Annotated in this window: 17 protein-coding genes; all 17 read left to right on the top strand. The window is 66.5% G+C overall.

What is annotated here, in order from left to right:
• On the top strand, positions 1 to 158 hold a 158-nt coding region (locus BM297_RS10165), incomplete at its 5' end, for a phosphatidate cytidylyltransferase (RefSeq protein ID WP_175526634.1).
• On the top strand, positions 155 to 1,339 hold the full coding sequence (gene ispC, locus BM297_RS10170; RefSeq protein ID WP_092430877.1) for a 1-deoxy-D-xylulose-5-phosphate reductoisomerase: 1,185 nt from the start codon (positions 155 to 157) through the stop codon (positions 1,337 to 1,339). The genes BM297_RS10165 and ispC, both read left to right, overlap by 4 nt.
• A 16-nt stretch (positions 1,340 to 1,355) precedes the next feature.
• Entirely contained in the window at positions 1,356 to 2,708 is a 1,353-nt protein-coding gene (gene rseP, locus BM297_RS10175) for a sigma E protease regulator RseP (protein ID WP_092430879.1), read from the top strand.
• 77 nt (positions 2,709 to 2,785) lie between these two features.
• Entirely contained in the window at positions 2,786 to 5,131 is a 2,346-nt protein-coding gene (gene bamA / locus BM297_RS10180; RefSeq protein ID WP_092430880.1) for an outer membrane protein assembly factor BamA, read from the top strand.
• 45 nt (positions 5,132 to 5,176) lie between these two features.
• Positions 5,177 to 5,680 (top strand): OmpH/Skp family outer membrane protein, encoded by a 504-nt coding sequence (locus BM297_RS10185; RefSeq protein ID WP_090307394.1) that lies wholly within the window; start codon positions 5,177 to 5,179, stop codon positions 5,678 to 5,680.
• Positions 5,681 to 5,684: 4 nt separating this feature from the next.
• A complete protein-coding gene (gene lpxD / locus BM297_RS10190) occupies positions 5,685 to 6,743 on the top strand; it encodes a UDP-3-O-(3-hydroxymyristoyl)glucosamine N-acyltransferase (RefSeq protein ID WP_092430882.1) in 1,059 nt (352 codons plus the stop codon).
• A gap of 46 nt (positions 6,744 to 6,789) precedes the next feature.
• A complete protein-coding gene (gene fabZ / locus BM297_RS10195; protein WP_090307400.1) occupies positions 6,790 to 7,230 on the top strand; it encodes a 3-hydroxyacyl-ACP dehydratase FabZ in 441 nt (146 codons plus the stop codon).
• Positions 7,227 to 8,003, top strand: a complete 777-nt coding sequence (gene lpxA, locus BM297_RS10200) for an acyl-ACP--UDP-N-acetylglucosamine O-acyltransferase (protein WP_092430884.1) — start codon at positions 7,227 to 7,229, stop codon at positions 8,001 to 8,003. The genes fabZ and lpxA overlap by 4 nt, the downstream gene beginning before the upstream one ends.
• Before the next feature lie 4 nt (positions 8,004 to 8,007).
• Positions 8,008 to 9,141, top strand: coding sequence for a lipid-A-disaccharide synthase (gene lpxB / locus BM297_RS10205; protein WP_092430886.1), 1,134 nt, complete (start codon positions 8,008 to 8,010; stop codon positions 9,139 to 9,141).
• Positions 9,141 to 9,737, top strand: a complete 597-nt coding sequence (rnhB, locus tag BM297_RS10210) for a ribonuclease HII (protein WP_092430887.1) — start codon at positions 9,141 to 9,143, stop codon at positions 9,735 to 9,737. The genes lpxB and rnhB overlap by 1 nt, the downstream gene beginning before the upstream one ends.
• A 131-nt stretch (positions 9,738 to 9,868) precedes the next feature.
• Positions 9,869 to 11,293, top strand: a complete 1,425-nt coding sequence (locus BM297_RS10215) for an alanine/glycine:cation symporter family protein (RefSeq protein WP_092430888.1) — start codon at positions 9,869 to 9,871, stop codon at positions 11,291 to 11,293.
• Positions 11,294 to 11,364: 71 nt separating this feature from the next.
• On the top strand, positions 11,365 to 14,883 hold the full coding sequence (dnaE, locus tag BM297_RS10220; protein WP_092430890.1) for a DNA polymerase III subunit alpha: 3,519 nt from the start codon (positions 11,365 to 11,367) through the stop codon (positions 14,881 to 14,883).
• 119 nt (positions 14,884 to 15,002) lie between these two features.
• Positions 15,003 to 15,953, top strand: a complete 951-nt coding sequence (gene accA / locus BM297_RS10225; protein WP_092430892.1) for an acetyl-CoA carboxylase carboxyl transferase subunit alpha — start codon at positions 15,003 to 15,005, stop codon at positions 15,951 to 15,953.
• A 108-nt stretch (positions 15,954 to 16,061) separates the two neighbouring features.
• Positions 16,062 to 17,378, top strand: coding sequence for a tRNA lysidine(34) synthetase TilS (tilS, locus tag BM297_RS10230; protein ID WP_092430897.1), 1,317 nt, complete (start codon positions 16,062 to 16,064; stop codon positions 17,376 to 17,378).
• Positions 17,379 to 17,482: 104 nt separating this feature from the next.
• Positions 17,483 to 19,117 (top strand): CTP synthase, encoded by a 1,635-nt coding sequence (locus BM297_RS10235; RefSeq protein WP_092430900.1) that lies wholly within the window; start codon positions 17,483 to 17,485, stop codon positions 19,115 to 19,117.
• A 2-nt stretch (positions 19,118 to 19,119) separates the two neighbouring features.
• A complete protein-coding gene (gene kdsA, locus BM297_RS10240; RefSeq protein WP_092430904.1) occupies positions 19,120 to 19,965 on the top strand; it encodes a 3-deoxy-8-phosphooctulonate synthase in 846 nt (281 codons plus the stop codon).
• Positions 19,966 to 20,100: 135 nt separating this feature from the next.
• Positions 20,101 to 21,390, top strand: a complete 1,290-nt coding sequence (gene eno, locus BM297_RS10245) for a phosphopyruvate hydratase (protein ID WP_092430908.1) — start codon at positions 20,101 to 20,103, stop codon at positions 21,388 to 21,390.
• Positions 21,391 to 21,434 lie beyond the last annotated feature (44 nt).

Consider the following 21,434-nt stretch of genomic DNA (forward strand, 5'->3'; position numbering starts at 1 on the left):
ACCTGACCGAGAGCATGTTCAAGCGCCAGGCCGGCATCAAGGACAGCAGCAACCTGCTGCCGGGGCATGGCGGTGTGCTCGATCGCATCGACAGCCTGACGGCGGCGGTGCCGATGTTCGCCGTGCTGCTCTGGCTGCACGGCTGGGGTAGTTTGTGAAACAGCAGATAAGCGTACTGGGGGCGACCGGCTCGATCGGCCTGTCCACCCTCGATGTGATTGCCCGTCATCCCCATGACTACCAGGTGTTCGCCCTGAGCGGCTTCAGCCGGCTGGCGGAGCTCGAACGCCTGTGCCTGCTGCATCGTCCGCAGTTCGCGGTGGTGCCGACGTCCGAGGCGGCGCGGCCGCTGCAGGCGGCGCTGGAGGCGAGCGGTCTGGATACCCGGGTGCTGGTCGGCGAGCAGGGGCTGTGCGAGGTGGCCGCGCATCCGCAGGTGGATGCGGTGATGGCCGCCATCGTCGGTGCCGCCGGCCTCAAGCCGACCCTCGCCGCGGTGCAGGCCGGCAAGCGCGTGCTGCTGGCCAACAAGGAAGCGCTGGTGATGTCCGGCGCGCTGTTCATGCAGGCGGTGCAGGCCCATGGCGCCGTGCTGCTGCCGATCGACAGCGAGCACAACGCGATCTTCCAGTGCATGCCGGGCGACTATGCCCGCGGTCTGGGCCAGGTCGGCGTGCGGCGCATCCTGCTCACCGCCTCCGGCGGGCCGTTTCGCAGCTGGCCGCTGGAGCGCCTGGCCGAAGCGACGCCGCAACAGGCCTGCGCCCACCCCAACTGGGCGATGGGGCGCAAGATCTCGGTCGACTCGGCGAGCATGATGAACAAGGGGCTGGAGCTGATCGAGGCCTGCTGGCTGTTCGATGCGCGGCCGGCCCAGGTCGAGGTGGTGATCCATCCGCAGAGCGTGATCCATTCGCTGGTCGACTACGTCGACGGCTCGGTGCTGGCCCAGCTCGGCAATCCCGACATGCGCACGCCAATCGCCCATGCCCTGGCCTGGCCGCGGCGCATCGATTCGGGGGTGGCGCCGCTGGACCTGTTCGCCATCGCCCGGCTGGATTTCGAGGCGCCCGACGAGCGGCGCTTCCCCTGCCTGAAGCTGGCCCGTCAGGCGGCCGAGGCAGGCGGCACGGCGCCGGCCCTGCTCAATGCCGCCAACGAAGTGGCGGTGGCGGCCTTCCTTGACGGGCGCATCCGCTTCGACGAGATTGCCCGCATGATCGAGGCGGTGCTGAACCGCATTTCCGCTATCGCGGTCCAACAGCTGGACGATGTGCTGCACGCCGATGCGCAGGCGCGCATCGTTGCCCAGGACTGGCTGGTCCGCTACGGGCATTGAGCCCGGAGGTTTCCCGATGAGCGCGCTGTACATGATTGTCGGCACCCTGGTTGCACTGGGCGTGCTGGTCACCTTTCACGAGTTCGGCCACTTCTGGGTGGCGCGGCGCTGCGGGGTCAAGGTCCTGCGCTTCTCGGTGGGCTTTGGTGCGCCGCTGCTGCGCTGGCACGACCGCCATGGCACCGAGTTCGTCATCGCTGCGGTGCCGCTGGGCGGCTACGTGAAGATGCTCGACGAGCGCGAAGGCGACGTGCCGCCGGCCCTGCTGGAGCAGGCGTTCAACCGCAAGAGCGTCAAGCAGCGCTTCGCCATCGTCGCCGCCGGCCCGGTCGCCAACTTTCTGCTGGCGCTGTTGTTCTTCTGGATTCTCGCCATGCTCGGCAGCCAGCAGGTGCGGCCGATCGTCGGCAGCATCGCGCCGGGCAGCCTGGCCGAGCAGGCCGGCGTGGTCGCCGGGGCGGAAGTGCTGGCGGTGGATGGCAGGGCCGTCAGCGGCTGGAGCGAGGTCAACCTGCAGCTGATCCGTCGTCTTGGCGAGACCGGCAGCCTGCGTCTGCGCCTGCTGGAGCCGGGCTCGACGGTGGAAAGCGAGCGCAGCCTGGTGCTGAGTGGCTGGCTCAAGGGCGCCGAGGATCCCGATCCGCTGGGTTCGCTGGGCATTCGCCCGTGGCGCCCGCAGATCGAGCCGGTACTCGCCCATCTGGATCCCGAGGGGCCGGCGCAGGCCGCCGGGTTGCAGTTGGGCGACCGTCTGCTGAGTCTCGAGGGGCGGCCGCTGGACGACTGGCAGCAGGTGGTCGACGCGGTGCGCGAGCGCCCAGGGCAGCGGGTCGGCTTCCGGGTCGAACGCGAGGGGCGCCCCTTCGAGTTGAGCCTCACCCTGGCGGCGCGTGGCGAGGGTGAGGCGCGCACGGGCTATCTCGGTGCGGGCGTCGCCGGTGGCGAGTGGCCGGCCGAGATGCTCCGTGAGGTCAGTTACGGCCCGCTGGGTGCGGTGGGCGAGAGTATCAAGCGCACCTGGTCGATGAGCCTGATGACCCTCGATTCGATCGGCAAGATGCTGTTCGGCGAGCTGTCGGTAAAAAACTTGAGCGGCCCGATAACGATTGCTAAAGTGGCCGGCGCTTCGGCCGAGTCTGGGGGGGGGGATTTCCTGAATTTCCTCGCCTATCTGAGCATTAGCCTGGGGGTGCTCAACCTGTTGCCGATCCCGGTCCTCGATGGCGGGCATCTGCTGTTCTACCTGGTCGAGTGGGTGCGTGGTCGGCCCCTTTCCGAGCGGGTGCAGGCAATCGGTGTGCAGATCGGCATCAGCCTGGTGGTCGGCCTGATGCTCCTCGCGCTGTTCAATGACATCAGCCGTTTGTAATTTGCTACGTATTGCGGAACTGCCGCCAGTGGCGGCAGTTCCTTTTTAGTCAGTCTGAAAAAGATAGAAAGGACTTCATGAAACGCTTGCTGCTACCGGCGGTAATTGCCGCGCTGATCACCGCCGAAGTTCACGCCGAGTCCTTCACCATCACCGATATTCGAGTCAACGGCCTGCAACGGGTATCTGCCGGCAGCGTATTCGGTGCGCTGCCGCTCAACGTCGGCGACGCGGTCGACGACCGCCGTCTGGTGGACGCCACTCGCTCCCTGTTCAAGACCGGCTTTTTCCAGGACATCCGCCTCGGCCGCGACGGCGATGTGCTGGTGGTCGATCTGGTCGAGCGCCCGTCGATTTCAGCGATCGAGATCGAGGGCAACAAGGCCATCGCCACCGAAGACCTGCTCAAGGGGCTGAAGCAGTCCGGCCTGGCCGAAGGCGAGATCTTCCAGCAGGCCACCCTGGAAGGGGTGCGCAACGAACTGCAGCGTCAGTACGTGGCCCAGGGCCGCTACACCGCGACCATCGAGACCAAGGTCGAGACCCAGCCGCGCAACCGCGTGGCACTGAAGATCGAGATCAACGAAGGCTCGGTCGCCGCGATCCAGCACATCAACATCGTCGGCAACAAGGTGTTCTCCAGCGAGGAACTGACCGGCCTGTTCGAGCTGCGCACCACCAACTGGCTGTCGTTCTTCCGCAACGACGACAAGTACTCGCGGGAGAAGCTGTCCGGTGACCTCGAGCGCCTGCGCTCCTACTATCTGGACCGCGGCTACATCAACATGGACATCGCCTCGACCCAGGTGTCCATCACCCCGGACAAGAAGCACGTCTACGTCACCGTCAACATCGACGAGGGCGAGAAGTACACCATCCGTGAGGTGAAGCTGGCTGGCGACCTGCGCGTGCCCGAAGAGGAAGTGCGCAAGCTGCTGCTGGTCCAGGAAGGCCAGGTGTTCTCGCGCAAGGTGATGACCAGCACCTCCGAGCTGATCACCCGTCGCCTGGGCAACGAGGGCTACACCTTCGCCAACGTCAACGGCATTCCCGAGCCGCATGACGAAGACAACACCGTTTCGCTGACCTTCGCCGTCGATCCGGGCAAGCGTGCCTACGTCAACCGCATCAACTTCCGCGGCAACACCAAGACCGAGGACGAGGTGCTGCGCCGCGAGATGCGCCAGATGGAGGGTGGCTGGGCGTCGACCTACCTGATCGACCAGTCGAAGACCCGCCTGGAGCGCCTCGGCTACTTCAAGGAGGTCAACGTCGAGACCCCGCAGGTGCCGGGTACCGACGACCAGATCGACGTCAACTACAGCGTCGAGGAGCAGCCTTCCGGCTCGATCACCGCCAGCGTCGGTTTCGCCCAGAGCGCCGGCCTGATCCTCGGCGGTTCGATCAGCCAGAACAACTTCCTCGGCACCGGCAACAAGGTCAACATCGGCCTGACCCGCAGCGAGTACCAGACCCGCTACAACTTCGCCTTCACCGATCCGTACTGGACCGAGGACGGCGTCAGCCTTGGCTACAACATGTTCTACCGCACCACCGACTACGACGATCTCGATGTCGACGTGTCGAGCTACTCGGTGGACAGCCTGGGCGCCGGCATCAACCTCGGCTATCCGATCAGCGAGACCTCGCGCCTGACCTACGGTCTGTCGGCCCAGCAGGACGAGATCAGCCCCGGCAGCTTCACGGTCAACGAGATCAACGAATTCATCGCCGAGGAAGGCGACAGCTACACCAACTTCAAGGCTTCGATGGGCTGGTCCGAGTCGACCCTCAACCGCGGCGTGTTCGCCAACCGCGGTCACTCGCAGAGCCTGGTCGGCGAGATCACCCTGCCGGGCAGCGACCTGTCCTTCTATCGCGTCGACTACAGCGGGCAGATCTTCGCGCCGCTGTGGGTGAAGGACTATGCGCTGCGCTTGCATACCCGCCTGGGCTATGCCGACAGCTACGGTTCGACCAGCAGCCTGCCGTTCTACGAGCACTACTACGCCGGCGGCTTCGGTTCGGTACGCGGTTTCGAAGACAACAGCCTCGGCCCGCGCAGCACGCCCAACGCGGCCGATCCGGATCAGGATCCGCAACCTTTCGGCGGCAACATCCTGGTGCAGGGTGGCGTCGAGCTGCTGTTCCCCATGCCGTTCGTCAAGGATCAGCGTTCGCTGCGCACCGTGCTGTTCTGGGACGTGGGCAACGCCTTCGACACCAACTGCAGCGCGGCTCAGGAAGCGCGCGGCGAGGTGGGTTGCGACCTGAGTCTGAGTGACATGGCCAGCTCGGTGGGCGTCGGCCTGACCTGGCTGACCGCTCTCGGTCCGCTGAGCTTCAGTCTCGGCATGCCGGTCAAGGAACCCGAGAACTCCGATACCCAGGTCTTCCAGTTCTCCCTGGGACAAACTTTCTAAGCCCGTCGGGCTGATTAACCAAGCGATTCGTAGCAGGAGTTCATCGTGCGCAAGTTGACCCAAGTTGTCCTGTTTGTTGCCGCCCTGGCGAGCATGCCCGCCTTCGCCGAAATGAAGGTGGCGGTACTCAACTATCAAATGGCCCTGCTCGAGTCCGACGCAGCCAAGAAGTACGCGGTGGATGCGGAGAAGAAGTTCGGTCCGCAGCTCACCCGCCTGAAGACCCTGGAAAGCGATGCCAAGCGCATCCAGGATCGCCTGATGAAGGACGGCGAGAAGCTGGCCACCAGCGAGCGCGAGCGTCTCGAGCTGGAGTTCAAGCAGAAGGCCCGCGACTTCCAGTTCCAGTCCAAGGAGCTCAACGAGGCCAAGGCCATCGCCGACCGCGACATGCTCAAGCAGCTCAAGCCGAAGCTGGACAAGGCGGTCGAGGAAGTGATCAAGAAGGGCAACTACGATCTGGTGCTCGAGCGTGGTGCCGTGGTCGAGGTCAAGCCGCAGTTCGATATCACCAAGCAGGTGATCGAGCGCATGAACCAGCTGCGCTGATCCCATGAGTGCTCGCGTATTTACCTTGGGCGAACTGGCCCAGCGTGCCGGCGCAGAACTGCGTGGTCCGGCCGACCTGCCGATCAGTGGGCTGGCCGCGCTGCAGGACGCCGGTCCCCAGCAGCTGACCTTTCTGGCCAACGCGCAGTACCGCAAGCACCTGCCCGATTGCCGGGCCGGCGCGGTGCTGCTGACTCCGGCGGACGCGCAGGGCTATGCCGGCAATGCCCTGGTGCTGGCCAATCCGTATCTGGCGTTTGCCCAGCTTTCGCATCTGTTCGACCGCAAGCCGCTGGCCGCGCCCGGCATCCACCCGAGTGCAGTGGTCGCCGAGGATGCCTGCATCGATCCGAGCGCTTCGCTCGGCCCTGGGGTGGTGGTCGAGTCCGGCGCGCGGATCGGCGCGCGGGTGAGTCTCGGCGCCTACTGCGTGGTCGGTGCGCGCAGCGTGATCGGCGACGACGGCTGGCTGGCGCCGCGGGTGACCCTCTATCACGATGTGCGTATCGGTCAGCGGGTGGTCATCCAGTCCGGTGCGGTACTCGGCGGCGAGGGCTTCGGCTTCGCCAACGACAAGGGGGTGTGGGTCAAGATCGCCCAGATCGGCGGGGTCAGCATCGGCGACGACGTCGAGATTGGTGCCAACACCACCATCGATCGCGGTGCCCTGGCCGACACCGTGATCGGCAACGGCGTCAAGCTCGACAACCAGATCATGATCGCGCACAACGTGCAGATCGGCGATCACACCGCCATGGCCGGCTGCTGTGGCATTTCCGGCAGCACCAGGATCGGCAAGCACTGCATGATCGCCGGTGGCGTCGGCATGGTGGGTCACATCGAGGTGTGCGACAACGTGTTCGTCACCGGGATGACCATGGTCACCCGCTCGATCACCGAGCCGGGTGCCTATTCCTCGGGCACCGCGATGCAGCCGGCCGCCGAGTGGAAGAAGAGCGCTGCGCGCCTGCGTCATCTGGACGACATGGCCAAGCGCCTGCAGCAGCTGGAAAAACGCCTGGCTGCGGTGACCTCCAGCGGTGATGCGGCATCAGATGACTGATGCGTGCTTCCCCGCGTTCCCTATTTTGATCAAGGCCCCCCAGAACATGATGGATATCAACGAGATTCGCGAACTCCTGCCGCACCGCTACCCGTTCCTGCTGGTGGATCGGGTGGTGGAGATGGATCTCGAGGAAAAGCGCGTCCGCGCCTACAAGAACGTCACCATCAACGAGCCGTTCTTCAACGGCCACTTTCCCGGCCACCCGATCATGCCGGGCGTGCTGATCATCGAGGCCATGGCCCAGGCGGCCGGTCTGCTCGGTTTCAGCCTGATGGGGGCCAAGGCGGCCGCCGATACCCTGTACCTGTTCGTCGGTTCCGACAACCTGCGCTTCCGCTCGCCGGTGACCCCGGGCGATCAGCTGACTCTCGAGGCTCGCGTCCTCAGCGCCAAGCGCGGCCTGTGGAAGTTCGAGTGCCAGGCCAGTGTCGACGGCAGGGCGGTATGCTCGGGCGAAATCATCTGCGCGGAACAGAAAAAATGAGTTTGATCGACCCTCGCGCCATCATCGATCCGAGTGCCAGGCTGGCCGACACTGTCGAAGTCGGCCCCTGGTCGATCATCGGGCCGAACGTGGAGATTGGCGAGGGTACCGTGATCGGCCCGCACGTGATCGTGAAAGGCCCCACGGTGATCGGCCGGCACAACCGCATCTACCAGTTTTCCTCGGTAGGCGAAGACACCCCCGATCTGAAGTACAAGGGCGAGCCGACCCGGCTGGTGATCGGCGATCACAACGTGATCCGCGAGGGGGTCACCATCCATCGCGGTACCGTGCAGGATCGTAACGAGACCACCATCGGCAACCACAACCTGCTGATGGCCTACGTGCACATCGGTCACGACAGCGTGATCGGCGACCACTGCATCCTGGTCAACAACACCGCGCTGGCCGGGCATGTGCACGTCGGCGACTGGGCGATCCTCTCCGGCTTCACCCTGGTCCACCAGTTCTGCCACATCGGCGCGCACAGCTTCTCCGGCATGGGCACGGCGATCGGCAAGGATGTGCCGGCCTTCGTCACCGTGTTCGGCAGTCCGGCCGAGGCGCGCAGCATGAACTTCGAGGGCATGCGCCGTCGCGGCTTCAGCGACGAGGTGATGCACGCCCTGCGTCGCGCCTACAAGGTGATCTATCGCAAGGGCATGACCGTGGAGGAAGCGCTGGCCGAGCTGGCTGCCGACGCCGCGCAATACCCGGAAGTGGCGCTGTTCTGCGACTCGGTGCGCGGCTCGACCCGCGGCATCACCCGCTGATCCGATGGCGCGCCCATTGAAGATCGCCCTGGTCGCCGGCGAAGCGTCCGGCGACATCCTCGGCGCCGGGCTGATGCAGGCCATCAAGACCCGTCATCCGGATGCGCAGTTCATCGGCGTTGGCGGCCCGCGCATGCAGGCGGAGGGACTCGACTCGTACTTCCCGATGGAACGCCTGGCGGTGATGGGCCTGGTCGAGGTGCTCGGTCGCCTGCCCGAGCTGCTCGGCCGCCGGCGCCGGTTGATCCGCACCCTGGTCGACGAGCGCCCGGACGTGTTCATCGGCATCGACGCCCCCGACTTCACCCTCGGCGTCGAACTCAAGCTGCGCCAGGCCGGCATCCGTACCGTGCACTATGTCAGTCCCTCGGTGTGGGCCTGGCGGCAGAAGCGCGTGCTGAAGATCCGCCAGGCCTGCGACCTGATGCTGACCCTGTTCCCCTTCGAGGCGCAGTTCTACGAGGCGCAGCAGGTGCCGGTGTGCTTCGTCGGCCATCCGCTGGCCGATACCATCGAGCTGCATGCCGACCGCGCTGCCGCGCGCAACGCGCTCGGCCTGGCGGAGGCGGGTGGTGTGGTGGCACTGTTGCCCGGCAGTCGCGGCGGCGAGGTCGAGCGCCTGGGCAGCCTGTTCCTCGACGCGGCCGAGCGTCTGTGCGCCCTGCGTCCGGGGCTGCGCTTCGTGCTGCCCTGCGCCAGCGCCGAGCGCCGCGCGCAGGTCGAGGCCATGCTGGTCGGCCGCGACTTGCCGGTGACCCTGCTCGACGGTCGCTCCCATGAGGCGCTGGCCGCCTGCGATGCGGTGCTGATCGCCTCCGGTACCGCGACCCTCGAGGCGCTGCTGTTCAAGCGGCCGATGGTGGTGGCCTACCGCGTGGCGCCGCTGACCTACCGCATCCTCAAGCGTCTGGTGAAGAGCCCGTACATTTCCCTGCCCAACCTGCTCGCCGGGCGCCTGCTGGTGCCCGAACTGATCCAGGATGCGGCGACCCCCGAGGCGCTGGCCGCGACCCTGTCGCCGCTGCTCGACGACGGTCAGGTGCAGACCGCAGGCTTCGATGCCATCCACCGCGCCCTGCGCCGTGGCGCCTCCGAGCGTGCCGCCGAAGCGGTGCTGCAGCTGGTGGAGCGCGCCTGATGCAGCTCGGTCTGGATTTCGCCCTGGTCGAGGAGCTGGTCGTCGGGGTTGACGAGGTCGGTCGCGGCCCGCTGTGCGGACCGGTGGTCACCGCGGCGGTGATCCTCGATCCGCTGCGGCCGATCCAGGGGCTCAACGACTCGAAGAAGCTGACCGAGGCGCGTCGCGAGAGGTTGTTCGACGAGATCCGCGACAAGGCGCTGGCCTGGTGCATCGGCCGTGCCGAGGTGGAGGAAATCGACCGCCTGAACATCCTCCAGGCCACCTTCCTGGCCATGCAGCGCGCCGTCGAGGGGCTGCACATCCAGCCGCGCCTGGCGCTGATCGACGGCAATCGCTGCCCGAAGCTGGCGGTGCCCAGCGCGCCAGTGATCCAGGGCGACGCCAAGGTGCCGGCGATCGCCGCCGCCTCGATCCTCGCCAAGGTCAGCCGCGACCGCGAGATGGCCGCGCTGGAGCTGGTCTACCCCGGCTATGGCCTGGCCGGGCACAAGGGCTATCCGACCCCCGCGCACCTCGAGGCCCTGCGCCGCCTCGGCCCCACGCCGATCCATCGCCGCTCCTTCGCGCCGGTGCGCGCGCTGCTCGAAGACTGAGCAGAGCCTCTTCGCGCGACTGGCTACACTGACTGGCGATGGTTGTCGTCGGCAGCGTGGTTGCCGTTGGCGATGCCGCTTCCATGGCCAGGCCCAATGCTGGCTGGCCGCCAGCCGCGGTGGGGGTGCGTATGCAAGAGATTGCCAATCAGGTCGTCGACCTGCTCAACGGCTTGATCTGGGGGAGGATCCTGATCTGGCTGCTGGCGGGGGCCGGCGTGTACTTCACCCTGCGCCTGGGGCTGATCCAGATTCGCCATTTCGGCCATGTGTTCAGCGTGCTGCGTGGCAGTCGTCACAGCGACGCCGCGGGGATCTCCTCGTTCCAGGCTCTCTGCACCTCGCTGGCCGCCCGGGTCGGCACCGGCAACATCGCCGGCGTGGCGGTGGCCATCACCCTCGGCGGCCCGGGGGCGATCTTCTGGATGTGGGTGATCGCCTTGGTCGGCATGGCCACCGGCTTCGTCGAGGCGACCCTGGCCCAGTTGTTCAAGATCCGCGACGACAACGGCCAGTTCCGCGGCGGGCCGGCCTACTACATGGAACGGGGGCTGGGCGCGCGCTGGATGGGCGTGCTGTTCTCGATCTTCCTGATCATCGCCTTCGGCTTCGTGTTCAACTCGGTGCAGGCCAACACCATCAGCGGCGCCATGCAGGGCGCCTTCGGTATCGACACCTGGATCACCGGCGTGGCGGTGGTGCTGCTCACCGGGCTGATCATCTTCGGCGGCCTGCGCTCCATCGCACGCTTCTCCGAGCTGGCGGTGCCCTTCATGGCGGTGGCCTACCTGTTGATGGCGCTGGTGATCATCGCGATGAACCTCGGCGAGCTGCCTGGCGTGCTGGCGACCATCGTCAGGAGCGCCTTCGGCCTCGAGGAGGCGGCGGCCGGCGGGCTGGGCGCGGCCATCCTCAACGGCTTCAAGCGCGGCCTGTTCTCCAACGAGGCGGGCATGGGCTCGGCGCCCAACGCCGCGGCCTCGGCCACGCCGCATCCACCGCACCCGGCGTCCCAGGGCTACGTGCAGATGGCCGGGGTGTTCATCGACACCCTGCTGATCTGCACCGCCTCGGCGGCGATCATCCTGCTTTCCGGCGTGCCGGTCGGCGAGGCCCAGGGCTCGATGCTGGTGCAGAACGCGCTGGCCGCGGAGATGGGCGACTGGACGCGCTACTTCCTCGCCGTGGTGATCCTGTTCTTCGCCTTCACCTCCATCGTCGCCAACTACTTCTACGCGGAAAACTGCCTGGTGTTCCTCGAGCACAACCACCCGGCCGGCCTGCTGATCTTCCGCCTGCTGGTGCTGGCCATGGTGATGTTCGGCTCGCTGGCCTCGCTGCCGTTCGTGTGGAACCTCGCCGACGTGTCCATGGGGCTGATGGCCATCACCAACCTGGTGGCTATCCTGCTGCTCTCCGGCCTGGCGCTGAAGCTGGCGCGCGATTACAACGAGCAGCGCCAGGCCGGCCGGTTGCCGACCTTCGACGCCAGTCGCTACCCGGAGATCCGCAGCAAGATCGCGCCGGGGATCTGGGATGGCGACGGAAAACGCTGAATCCCACCTGTCCTCGGCGCCAAGGCCCGGTACAATTCCGGGCCTTGTCGTATCTGCCCCACGGAATTGCCATGACTGCCTCCTTCGTCCACCTGCGCGTGCACACCGAATACTCCCTGGTCGATGGCCTGGTGCGGGTCAAGCCGCTGATCAAGGCGGTGGCGGGGGCGGGGATGCCGGCGGTGGCCGTCACCGACATGAGCAACATGTGCTCGCTGGTCAAGTTCTACAAAGCGGCCATGGGCGGCGGGGTCAAGCCGATCTGCGGCGCGGACATCTGGCTGGCCAGTCGCGAGGACGATGGCCCGCTGTCGCGGCTGACCCTGCTGGCGATGGATGGCGGTGGCTACCGCAACCTCACCGAGCTGATCTCGCGCGGCTGGACCGAGGGCCAGCACAACGGCCTGGTGATCATCCAGCGCGACTGGGTGAAGGCGGCCGCCGAGGGCCTGATCGCGCTGTCCGGCGCCAAGGAAGGCGAGGTCGGCCTGGCCTTGCTCAACGGTCATCCCGACGAGGCCGAGGCGCTGCTGCACGAATGGCAGGGCGTATTTCCCGGGCGCTTCTATCTCGAGGTGCAGCGCACCAGTCGGGTCAACGACGAGGAGTACCTGCACGCCGCCGTCGAGCTGGCCACGCGCTGTGGCGCGCCGCTGGTGGCCACCAACGACGTGCGCTTCCTCAAGCAGGACGACTTCGAGGCCCACGAGACCCGCGTGTGCATCGGCGAGGGGCGCACCCTCGACGATCCGCGCCGACCGCGCACCTACTCGGACCAGCAGTACCTGAAGACCCCGGCAGAGATGGCCGAGTTGTTCAGCGACCTGCCCGAGGCGCTGGAAAACAGCGTGGAGATCGCCCGGCGCTGCAATATCGAGGTGCGCCTGGGCACCCACTTCCTGCCCAACTTCCCGGTGCCCGAGGGCATGACCATCGACGACTACCTGCGCCAGGTGTCGTTCGAGGGCCTCGAGGAGCGCCTGGAAGTCCTGCTGCCCAAGGACACGCCGGACTATGCGGCGAAGAAGCAGGTGTACATCGACCGTCTGGAGTTCGAGCTGGGCACCATCATCCAGATGGGCTTTCCCGGCTACTTCCTGATCGTGATGGACTTCATCAAGTGGGCGAAGAACAACGGCGTGCCGGTCGGCCCCGGCCGGGGCTCGGGTGCCGGTTCGCTGGTGGCCTACGTGCTGAAGATCACCGACCTCGATCCGCTGGCCTACGACCTACTGTTCGAACGCTTCCTCAACCCCGAGCGGGTGTCCATGCCCGACTTCGACGTCGACTTCTGCATGGACGGTCGCGACCGGGTGATCGACTACGTGGCCGAGGCCTACGGGCGCAACGCGGTGAGCCAGATCATCACCTTCGGCACCATGGCGGCCAAGGCGGTGGTGCGCGACGTGGCGCGGGTGCAGGGCAAGTCCTACGGGCTGGCCGACCGCCTGTCGAAGATGATCCCCTTCGAAGTCGGCATGACCCTGGAAAAAGCCTACGAGATGGAGGAGCCGCTGCGCGACTTCCTGTCCGTCGACGAGGATGCCAAGGAAATCTGGGACATGGCCCTCAAGCTCGAGGGCATCACCCGCGGCACCGGCAAGCACGCCGGCGGCGTGGTGATCGCGCCGACCAAGCTCACCGACTTTGCGCCGATCGCCTGCGACGACGAGGGCGGCGGCCTGGTGACCCAGTTCGACAAGGACGACGTCGAGGCGGCCGGCCTGGTCAAGTTCGACTTCCTCGGCCTGCGCACCCTGACCATCATCAAGTGGGCACTGGAGACGATCAACCGCGAACAGGCGAAGAAGGGCCTGGAACCGCTGAACATCGACTTTATTCCGCTGGACGACAAGCCGACCTACACGCTGCTGCAGAAGGCCGAGACCACCGCGGTGTTCCAGCTCGAATCGCGCGGCATGAAGGAGCTGATCAAGAAGCTCAAGCCGGACTGCCTGGAAGACCTCATCGCCCTGGTGGCGCTGTTCCGTCCTGGCCCGCTGCAGTCGGGCATGGTCGACGACTTTATCAACCGCAAGCACGGCCGTGCGGAAATTTCCTACCCGCACTCCGACTACCAGTACGAGGGCCTCAAGCCGGTATTGGCGCCGACCTACGGCATCATCCTGTACCAGGAACAGGTGATGCAGATCGCCCAGGTGATGGCCGGCTACACCCTCGGCGGCGCCGACATGCTGCGCCGGGCCATGGGCAAGAAGAAGCCCGAGGAAATGGCCAAGCAGCGCGGCGGCTTCATCGAGGGCTGTGCCAGCAACGGCATCGACGCCGATCTGGCGGGCAACATCTTCGACCTGGTGGAAAAGTTCGCCGGCTACGGCTTCAACAAGTCGCACTCGGCCGCCTACGGCCTGGTCTCCTACCAGACCGCCTGGCTGAAGGCCCACTATCCGTCGCCGTTCATGGCCGCGGTGCTGTCGGCGGACATGCACAACACCGACAAGGTGGTGATCCTCATCGAGGAGTGCCGCAGCATGAAGCTGCGCATCGACGCCCCCGACGTCAACACCTCCGAGTTCAAGTTCACCGTCAACGACGACGGGCGCATCGTCTACGGCCTGGGCGCGGTCAAGGGCGTCGGCGAGGGGCCGGTGGAGGCCATCGTCGAGGCGCGCGCTGCAGGTCCGTTCAAGGACCTCTTCGACTTCTGCGCGCGCGCCGACCTCAAGCGCATCAACAAGCGCACCCTGGAGGCGCTGATCCGCTGTGGCGCGTTGGATCGCCTCGGTCCGCATTATCACGACGAGCCCAAGGCCTACCAGGCCAGTCTGGACCTCAATCGCGCGGTGCTGATGGCGGCCATGGAGGAGGCGGTGCAGGCGGCCGAGCAGACCGCGCGCAGCGCCGACAGCGGCCACATGGATCTGTTCGGCGGCGTGTTCGCCGAACCCGAGGCGGACGTCTACGCCAACTACCGCAAGGTGCGCGAGCTGACCCTCAAGGAGCGTCTGCGCGGCGAGAAGGAAACCCTCGGTCTGTACCTCACCGGCCACCCCATCGACGAGTACGAAGGCGAGGTGCGTCGCTTCGCCCGCCAGCGCATCAATGACCTGCGTCCGGCACGCGACACCCAGACCGTGGCCGGGCTGATCGTCAACCTGCGGGTGATGAAGAACAAGCGCGGCGACAAGATGGGCTTCGTCACCCTCGACGATCGTTCCGGACGCATCGAGGCCTCGCTGTTCGCCGAGGCGTTCGCCGCGGCGCAATCGCTGCTGCAGACCGACGCGCTGGTGGTGGTGGAAGGCGAGGTGAGCATGGACGACTTCTCCGGCGGTCTGCGCCTGCGCGCCAAGCGAGTGATGAGCCTGGAGGAGGCGCGCACCGGTCTGGCCGAGAGCCTGCGCATGCGCCTCGACGGCGAGCAGCTCAGGGGCGAGCGCTTACGCTGGCTGGCCGAGCTGTGCGGCCAGCACCGCGGCGCCTGCCCACTCACCCTCGACTACAGCGGCAGCCAGGCGCGCGCCCTGCTGCAGTTCGGCGACCAATGGCGAATCGACCCGACCGATGCGCTGATTCAGACTTTGCGTGACCAGTTCGGCCGCGACAACGTCTTCCTGCAATATCGTTAAGCGAGTGCTCCAGGGCTTTGCCTGGAACCTCGTGTGGCTCGACCCGCGACGCCCGATCCCGTAAAGTCGGGCGTTTGTTCCATGAGCCGACCCGCAACCAGCTCTCCACGGATGCCTGCATGAACCCGAATTATCTGGATTTCGAACAGCCGATCGCCGACCTGCAAGCCAAGATCGAAGGCCTGCGCATGGTGGGCAACGACAACGAGTTGAACATCAGCGACGAGATTGCCCGTCTCCAGGACAAGAGCCAGTCGCTGACCCAGAGCATCTTCAGCAATCTGACCAGCTGGCAGATCGCGCGCCTGGCTCGGCATCCGCGTCGTCCCTACACCCTGGACTACATCCAGCACATCTTCGGCGAGTTCGACGAGCTGCATGGCGATCGCCACTTCTCCGACGATGCCGCCATCGTCGGCGGCGTCGCCCGTCTGGACGACAAGCCAGTGATGATCATCGGTCATCAGAAGGGCCGCGACGTGCGCGAGAAGGTGCGCCGCAACTTCGGCATGCCGCGTCCGGAAGGCTACCGCAAGGCCTGCCGCCTGATGGAAATGGCCGAGCGCTTCAAGCTGCCGATCCTGACCTTCATCGACACCCCCGGCGCCTACCCGGGCATCGACGCCGAAGAACGTGGCCAGAGCGAGGCCATCGCCTGGAACCTGCGCGTGATGGCGCGGCTGAAGACCCCGATCATCGCCACCGTGATCGGTGAGGGTGGTTCCGGTGGTGCGCTGGCCATCGGCGTCTGCGACCAGCTGAACATGCTGCAGTACTCCACCTACGCGGTGATCTCGCCGGAAGGCTGCGCCTCGATCCTCTGGCGTACCGCCGAAAAGGCGCCGGAAGCCGCCGAGGCCATGGGCGTGACCGCCGAGCGCCTGAAGAACCTGGGCATCGTCGACCAGATCATCCCCGAGCCGCTGGGCGGCGCGCACAGCAATCCGGCCGCGATGGCCGAGACCCTGCGCCAGTCGCTGAACCAGCAGCTGGAGATGCTCGGCAAGTTCGACATGAAGGAACTGCTGGATCGCCGCTACCAGCGCCTGATGAGCTACGGCGTGGCCTGATCCGCTGCAATTGCCTGCAGGAGGCGCGCCCTCGCGGCGATGCGGGCCACAGGCCCGCCAACGGAAAGTCGCCCGAGGTCGGGCCTCCTGCACGAGCAAGCTGTCCTGATGTCTCTCGAATCCCGCCTGCTGCACGCTCTCGAACCCTGGCGCCAGGCGCCGGCCTGGAAAGTCGCCTTCTCCGGCGGTCTCGACTCCACCGTCCTCCTGCACCTGCTGGCGCGCCTGCGCCAACGGCAGGCGCTGCCGCCGATCTCCGTCATCCATGTCCATCACGGCCTGCAGGCCGCCGCCGACGCCTGGGTCGAGCACTGTCGTGCCCAGTGCGCCGTACTGAATGTCCCGCTCTTGGTGCGCCATGTGCAGGTGGCCGCTGGCGCCAGTGTCGAGCGGGCGGCGCGCGAGGCGCGCTATGCGGTGTTTGCTGAGTTGCTGGGGGAGGGCGAGGTGTTGCTCGCCGCCCAGCACCAGGATGACCAGGCGGAAACCCTGCTGCTGCGCCTGCTGCGCGGCGCCGGGGCGCGCGGACTGGCGGCGATGCCGGCAAGTCGGCCGCTGGCGGCGGGCTGGCTGCTGCGCCCGCTGCTCGGCATGTCACGCGCCGAGCTGGAGCGCTGGGCGCGGGCGCAGGGCCTGCAGTGGATCGAGGATCCGAGCAACGACGATATGACGCTGGCGCGCAACTTCCTGCGCCACGAGATCCTGCCGCGGCTGACCCAGTGCTGGCCAGCGGCCAGCGCCGTGCTGGCGCGCGATGCCGAGCAGATGGCCGAGGCCGATGGGTTGCTCGGCGAGTTGGCCGCGCTCGATCTGCAGGCGGCCGCTGCGCATGCGCTGCCGAAGTGGCTGGAGTTGCCGTCGCTGCGCTTGGCGCCGCTGCTGGCGCTGTCCGAGGCGCGTCAGCGCAATGCCCTGCGCGAGTGGCTGCGGCCGCTGACCCTGCCGCCCGAGCGCGAGCACTGGGCCGGCTGGCGTGACCTGCGCGACGCCGCGGTCGATGCCGCGCCGCGCTGGCGTCTGGGCGGCGGTGAGCTGCGCCGTGCCGGCGGGCGGCTGTGGTGGCTGAGCGGCGATTGGCTGCAGGCGCCGACGGAGACGGTGGTCGATTGGCCGGAGCCGCTGCAGCCGCTGGCGCTGCCGGGCAACGGGCGGGTGCGCCTGGCGGGTGCGCTTCCCGGTGGGCGGCTGCAGATCCGCTACCGCCAGGGTGGCGAGGTGCTCGATCTGGCAGGTCGCGGCCATCGCGACCTCAAGCGCCTGCTGCAGGAATGCGCGCTGCCGGCCTTCGTGCGGGGGCGTCTGCCGCTGCTGTATGCGGGTGAAGCGCTGGTCGCCGTGGCCAATCTGCCGCAGCTGCAGGTGGCCGGCGCTGCGCCGCTGCAGCTGCACTGGTTGCCGCCGACCGGCGGTCCGGGTTTGAGCTGAAAAGGGCTTTGCCGTAAACTATTCTCCCGTCTTCAAGAGGCTTTCGGCCTCCCTTCGCATTCCCCGGCGGCTTACCGCCTAAACGCAAACTTCTAGGGTTTTTCATGACGCGCTACATCTTCGTCACGGGTGGTGTTGTTTCTTCATTGGGGAAAGGCATCGCCTCGGCTTCCTTGGCGGCTATCCTGGAGGCGCGGGGGCTGAAGGTCACCATGCTGAAACTCGACCCCTACATCAACGTCGATCCGGGGACCATGAGTCCGTTCCAGCATGGTGAAGTATTCGTTACCCATGACGGCGCGGAAACCGACCTCGACCTGGGCCACTACGAGCGCTTCATCCGTACGCGCATGACCCAGGACAACAACTTCACCACCGGCCGGGTCTACGAGAACGTGCTGCGCAAGGAGCGCCGCGGCGACTACCTGGGCGCCACAGTGCAGGTGATTCCGCACATCACCGACGAGATCAAGCGGCGCATCATCAAGGGCGCCGGCAATGCCGACGTGGCTCTGGTGGAAGTCGGCGGTACCGTCGGCGACATCGAATCGCAGCCGTTCCTCGAGGCGATCCGCCAGCTGCGCATCGAAGTCGGCGCCAAGCGCGCGATGCTGATGCACCTGACCCTGGTGCCGTACATCGCCACCGCCGGCGAGACCAAGACCAAGCCGACCCAGCACTCGGTCAAGGAACTGCGCTCCATCGGCCTGCAGCCGGACGTGCTGGTGTGCCGTTCGGAAGTCGCCATCGACGTGTCCTCGCGGCGCAAGATCGCCCTGTTCACCAACGTCGAGGAGCGTGCGGTGATCAGCCTGCCGGACGCCGACACCATCTACAAGATTCCGGGCATCCTGCATGCCCAGGGCCTCGACGACATCGTCGTCGAGCGCTTCGCCCTGGAGTGCGAGCCGGCCGACCTGTCCGAGTGGGACCGCGTGGTCGACGCCAAGCTGCATCCCGAGCACGAAGTCACCATCGCCATGGTCGGCAAGTACATGGAGCTGCTGGACGCCTACAAGTCGCTGATCGAGGCGATGAGCCACGCCGGCATCCAGAGCCGCACCAAGGTCAACCTGCGCTACATCGACTCGGAAGACATCGAGAACCAGGGCACCGGCCTGCTCGAGGGCGTCGACGCCATCCTGGTGCCGGGGGGCTTCGGTCTGCGCGGCGTGGAAGGCAAGATCACCGCCGTGCAGTACGCCCGCGAGAACAAGATCCCCTACCTCGGCATCTGCCTCGGCATGCAGGTGGCGGTGATCGAGTTCGCGCGCAACGTGCTGGGCTGGGCGGACGCCAACTCCACCGAGTTCGACCACGCCAGCACCCATCCGGTGGTCGGCCTGATCACCGAATGGCAGGACGCCACCGGGGCGGTCGAGCAGCGCAGCGAAGGCTCCGACCTGGGCGGCACCATGCGTCTCGGCGCCCAGGAGTGTCAGCTGGAGCGTGATTCCACCGTGCATGCCTGCTACGGCAAGGACGTGATCGTCGAGCGTCACCGTCACCGCTACGAGGTCAACAACAACCTGCTGCCGCAACTGCAGGAAGCCGGCCTGCGCATCAGCGGCCGCTCCGGCGACGGCGCGCTGGTGGAAGTGGTCGAAGCTCCGAACCATCCGTGGTTCGTCGCCTGCCAGTTCCACCCGGAGTTCACCTCCACCCCCCGCGACGGCCACCCGCTGTTCAGCGGCTTCGTCAACGCCGCGCTCAAGCAGCACGCAGCGAAGAAGGCCTGACCATGGCGCAGAAGATCATCCGCGTCGGCAACATCGAGATCGGTAACGAACTGCCGTTCGTGCTGTTCGGTGGCATGAACGTACTGGAGTCGCGCGACCTGGCCCTGAAGGTTTGTGAGGAATACGTGCGGGTCACCGAGAAGCTCGGCATCCCCTACGTGTTCAAGGCCAGCTTCGACAAGGCCAACCGCTCCTCGATCACCTCCTACCGCGGCCCCGGCCTGGAGGAGGGCATGCGGATCTTCGAGGAAGTGAAGAAGACCTTCGGCGTGCCGGTGATCACCGACGTGCACGAGCCCTACCAGGCGGTGCCGGTGGCGGAAGTCTGCGACATCATCCAGCTGCCGGCCTTCCTGTCGCGGCAGACCGATCTGGTGGTGGCGATGGCCAAGACCGGCGCGGTGATCAACATCAAGAAGGCCCAGTTCCTCGCCCCGCAGGAGATGAAGCACATCCTGCGCAAGTGCGAGGAGGCGGGCAACGACCAGCTGATCCTCTGCGAGCGCGGCTCGTCCTTCGGCTACAACAACCTCGTGGTGGACATGCTCGGCTTCGGCATCATGAAGCAGTTCGAGTACCCGGTGTTCTTCGACGTGACCCATGCCCTGCAGATGCCGGGCGGGCGTGCCGACTCCGCCGGCGGTCGCCGTGCCCAGGTCACCGAGCTGGCGCGTGCCGGCATGAGCCAGGGGCTGGCCGGCCTGTTCCTCGAGGCCCATCCGGATCCGGACAATGCCAAGTGCGACGGTCCCTGCGCCCTGCGCCTGGACCGCCTCGAGCCGTTCCTCGCCCAGCTCAAGGCGCTGGACGAGCTGGTCAAGCGTTTCCCGCCGCTCGAGACTGCCTGAGGGCAGCGGCTTGCGGTAAAGTAGCGGGCGCCCACAGCGGGCGCCCGATCCGTTTCTTTCCGGTTGTCGTCGTTGCGGCATCTGCCCGCAGAGGTGACAACCGTGTTCGTCAAACCCTCTGGAGTACTACCAGCAATGGCAAAAATCGTCGACATCAAAGGCCGTGAGGTCCTGGATTCCCGCGGTAACCCGACCGTAGAAGCCGACGTGATCCTCGACAACGGCATCATCGGCAGCGCCTGCGCGCCGTCCGGTGCTTCCACCGGTTCGCGCGAAGCGCTGGAACTGCGTGATGGCGACAAGAGCCGTTATCTGGGCAAGGGCGTGCTGCAGGCCGTGGCCAACGTCAACGGACCGATCCGCGAGCTGCTGCTGGGCAAGGACCCGGCCGAACAGAAGGTGCTGGACCAGGCGATGATCGAGCTGGACGGTACCGAGAACAAGGCCATTCTGGGCGCCAACGCGATCCTCGCCGTGTCCCTGGCCGCCGCCAAGGCCGCCGCCCAGGCCAAGGGCGTGCCGCTGTACGCGCACATCGCCGACCTCAACGGCACCCCGGGCGTCTACTCCATGCCGGTGCCGATGATGAACATCATCAACGGCGGCGAGCATGCCGACAACAACGTCGACATCCAGGAGTTCATGGTCCAGCCGGTCGGCGCCAAGACCTTCGCCGATGCCCTGCGCATGGGTGCCGAGATCTTCCATCACCTGAAGGCGGTGCTCAAGGCCCGTGGTCTGAGCACCTCCGTGGGCGATGAAGGCGGCTTCGCGCCGAACCTGGCTTCCAACGAGGACGCCCTGGCCGCCATCGCCGAAGCCGTGGCCAATGCCGGCTACAAGCTGGGCGACGACGTCACCCTGGCCCTGGACTGCGCCTCCAGCGAGTTCTTCAAGGATGGCCAGTACGACCTGGCTGGCGAAGGCAAGGTGTTCAGCGCCGAAGGTTTCGCCGACTATCTGGCCGGCCTGACCCAGCGCTACCCGATCATCTCCATCGAGGACGGCATGGACGAGTCCGACTGGGCTGGCTGGAAGGTGCTGACCGACAAGATCGGCGAGAAGGTCCAGCTGGTCGGCGACGACCTGTTCGTGACCAACACCAAGATCCTCAAGGAAGGCATCGACAAGAGCATCGCCAACTCGATCCTGATCAAGTTCAACCAGATCGGCTCGCTGACCGAGACCCTGGAAGCCATCCAGATGGCCAAGGCCGCCGGCTACACCGCGGTGATCTCGCACCGTTCGGGCGAGACCGAGGACAGCACCATCGCCGACCTGGCCGTGGGTACCGCTGCCGGCCAGATCAAGACCGGTTCGCTGTGCCGCTCCGATCGCGTGTCCAAGTACAACCAGCTGCTGCGCATCGAGGAGCAGCTGGGCGCCAAGGCTCCGTACAAGGGCCGTGCCGAGTTCCGCGGCTAAGCTGTTGATAGTCGGCCGGGTCGCCCTCGGGTGCCCGGCCGGCA

Source organism: Geopseudomonas sagittaria (assembly GCF_900115715.1).
Classification (GTDB): Bacteria; Pseudomonadota; Gammaproteobacteria; order Pseudomonadales; family Pseudomonadaceae; genus Geopseudomonas; species Geopseudomonas sagittaria.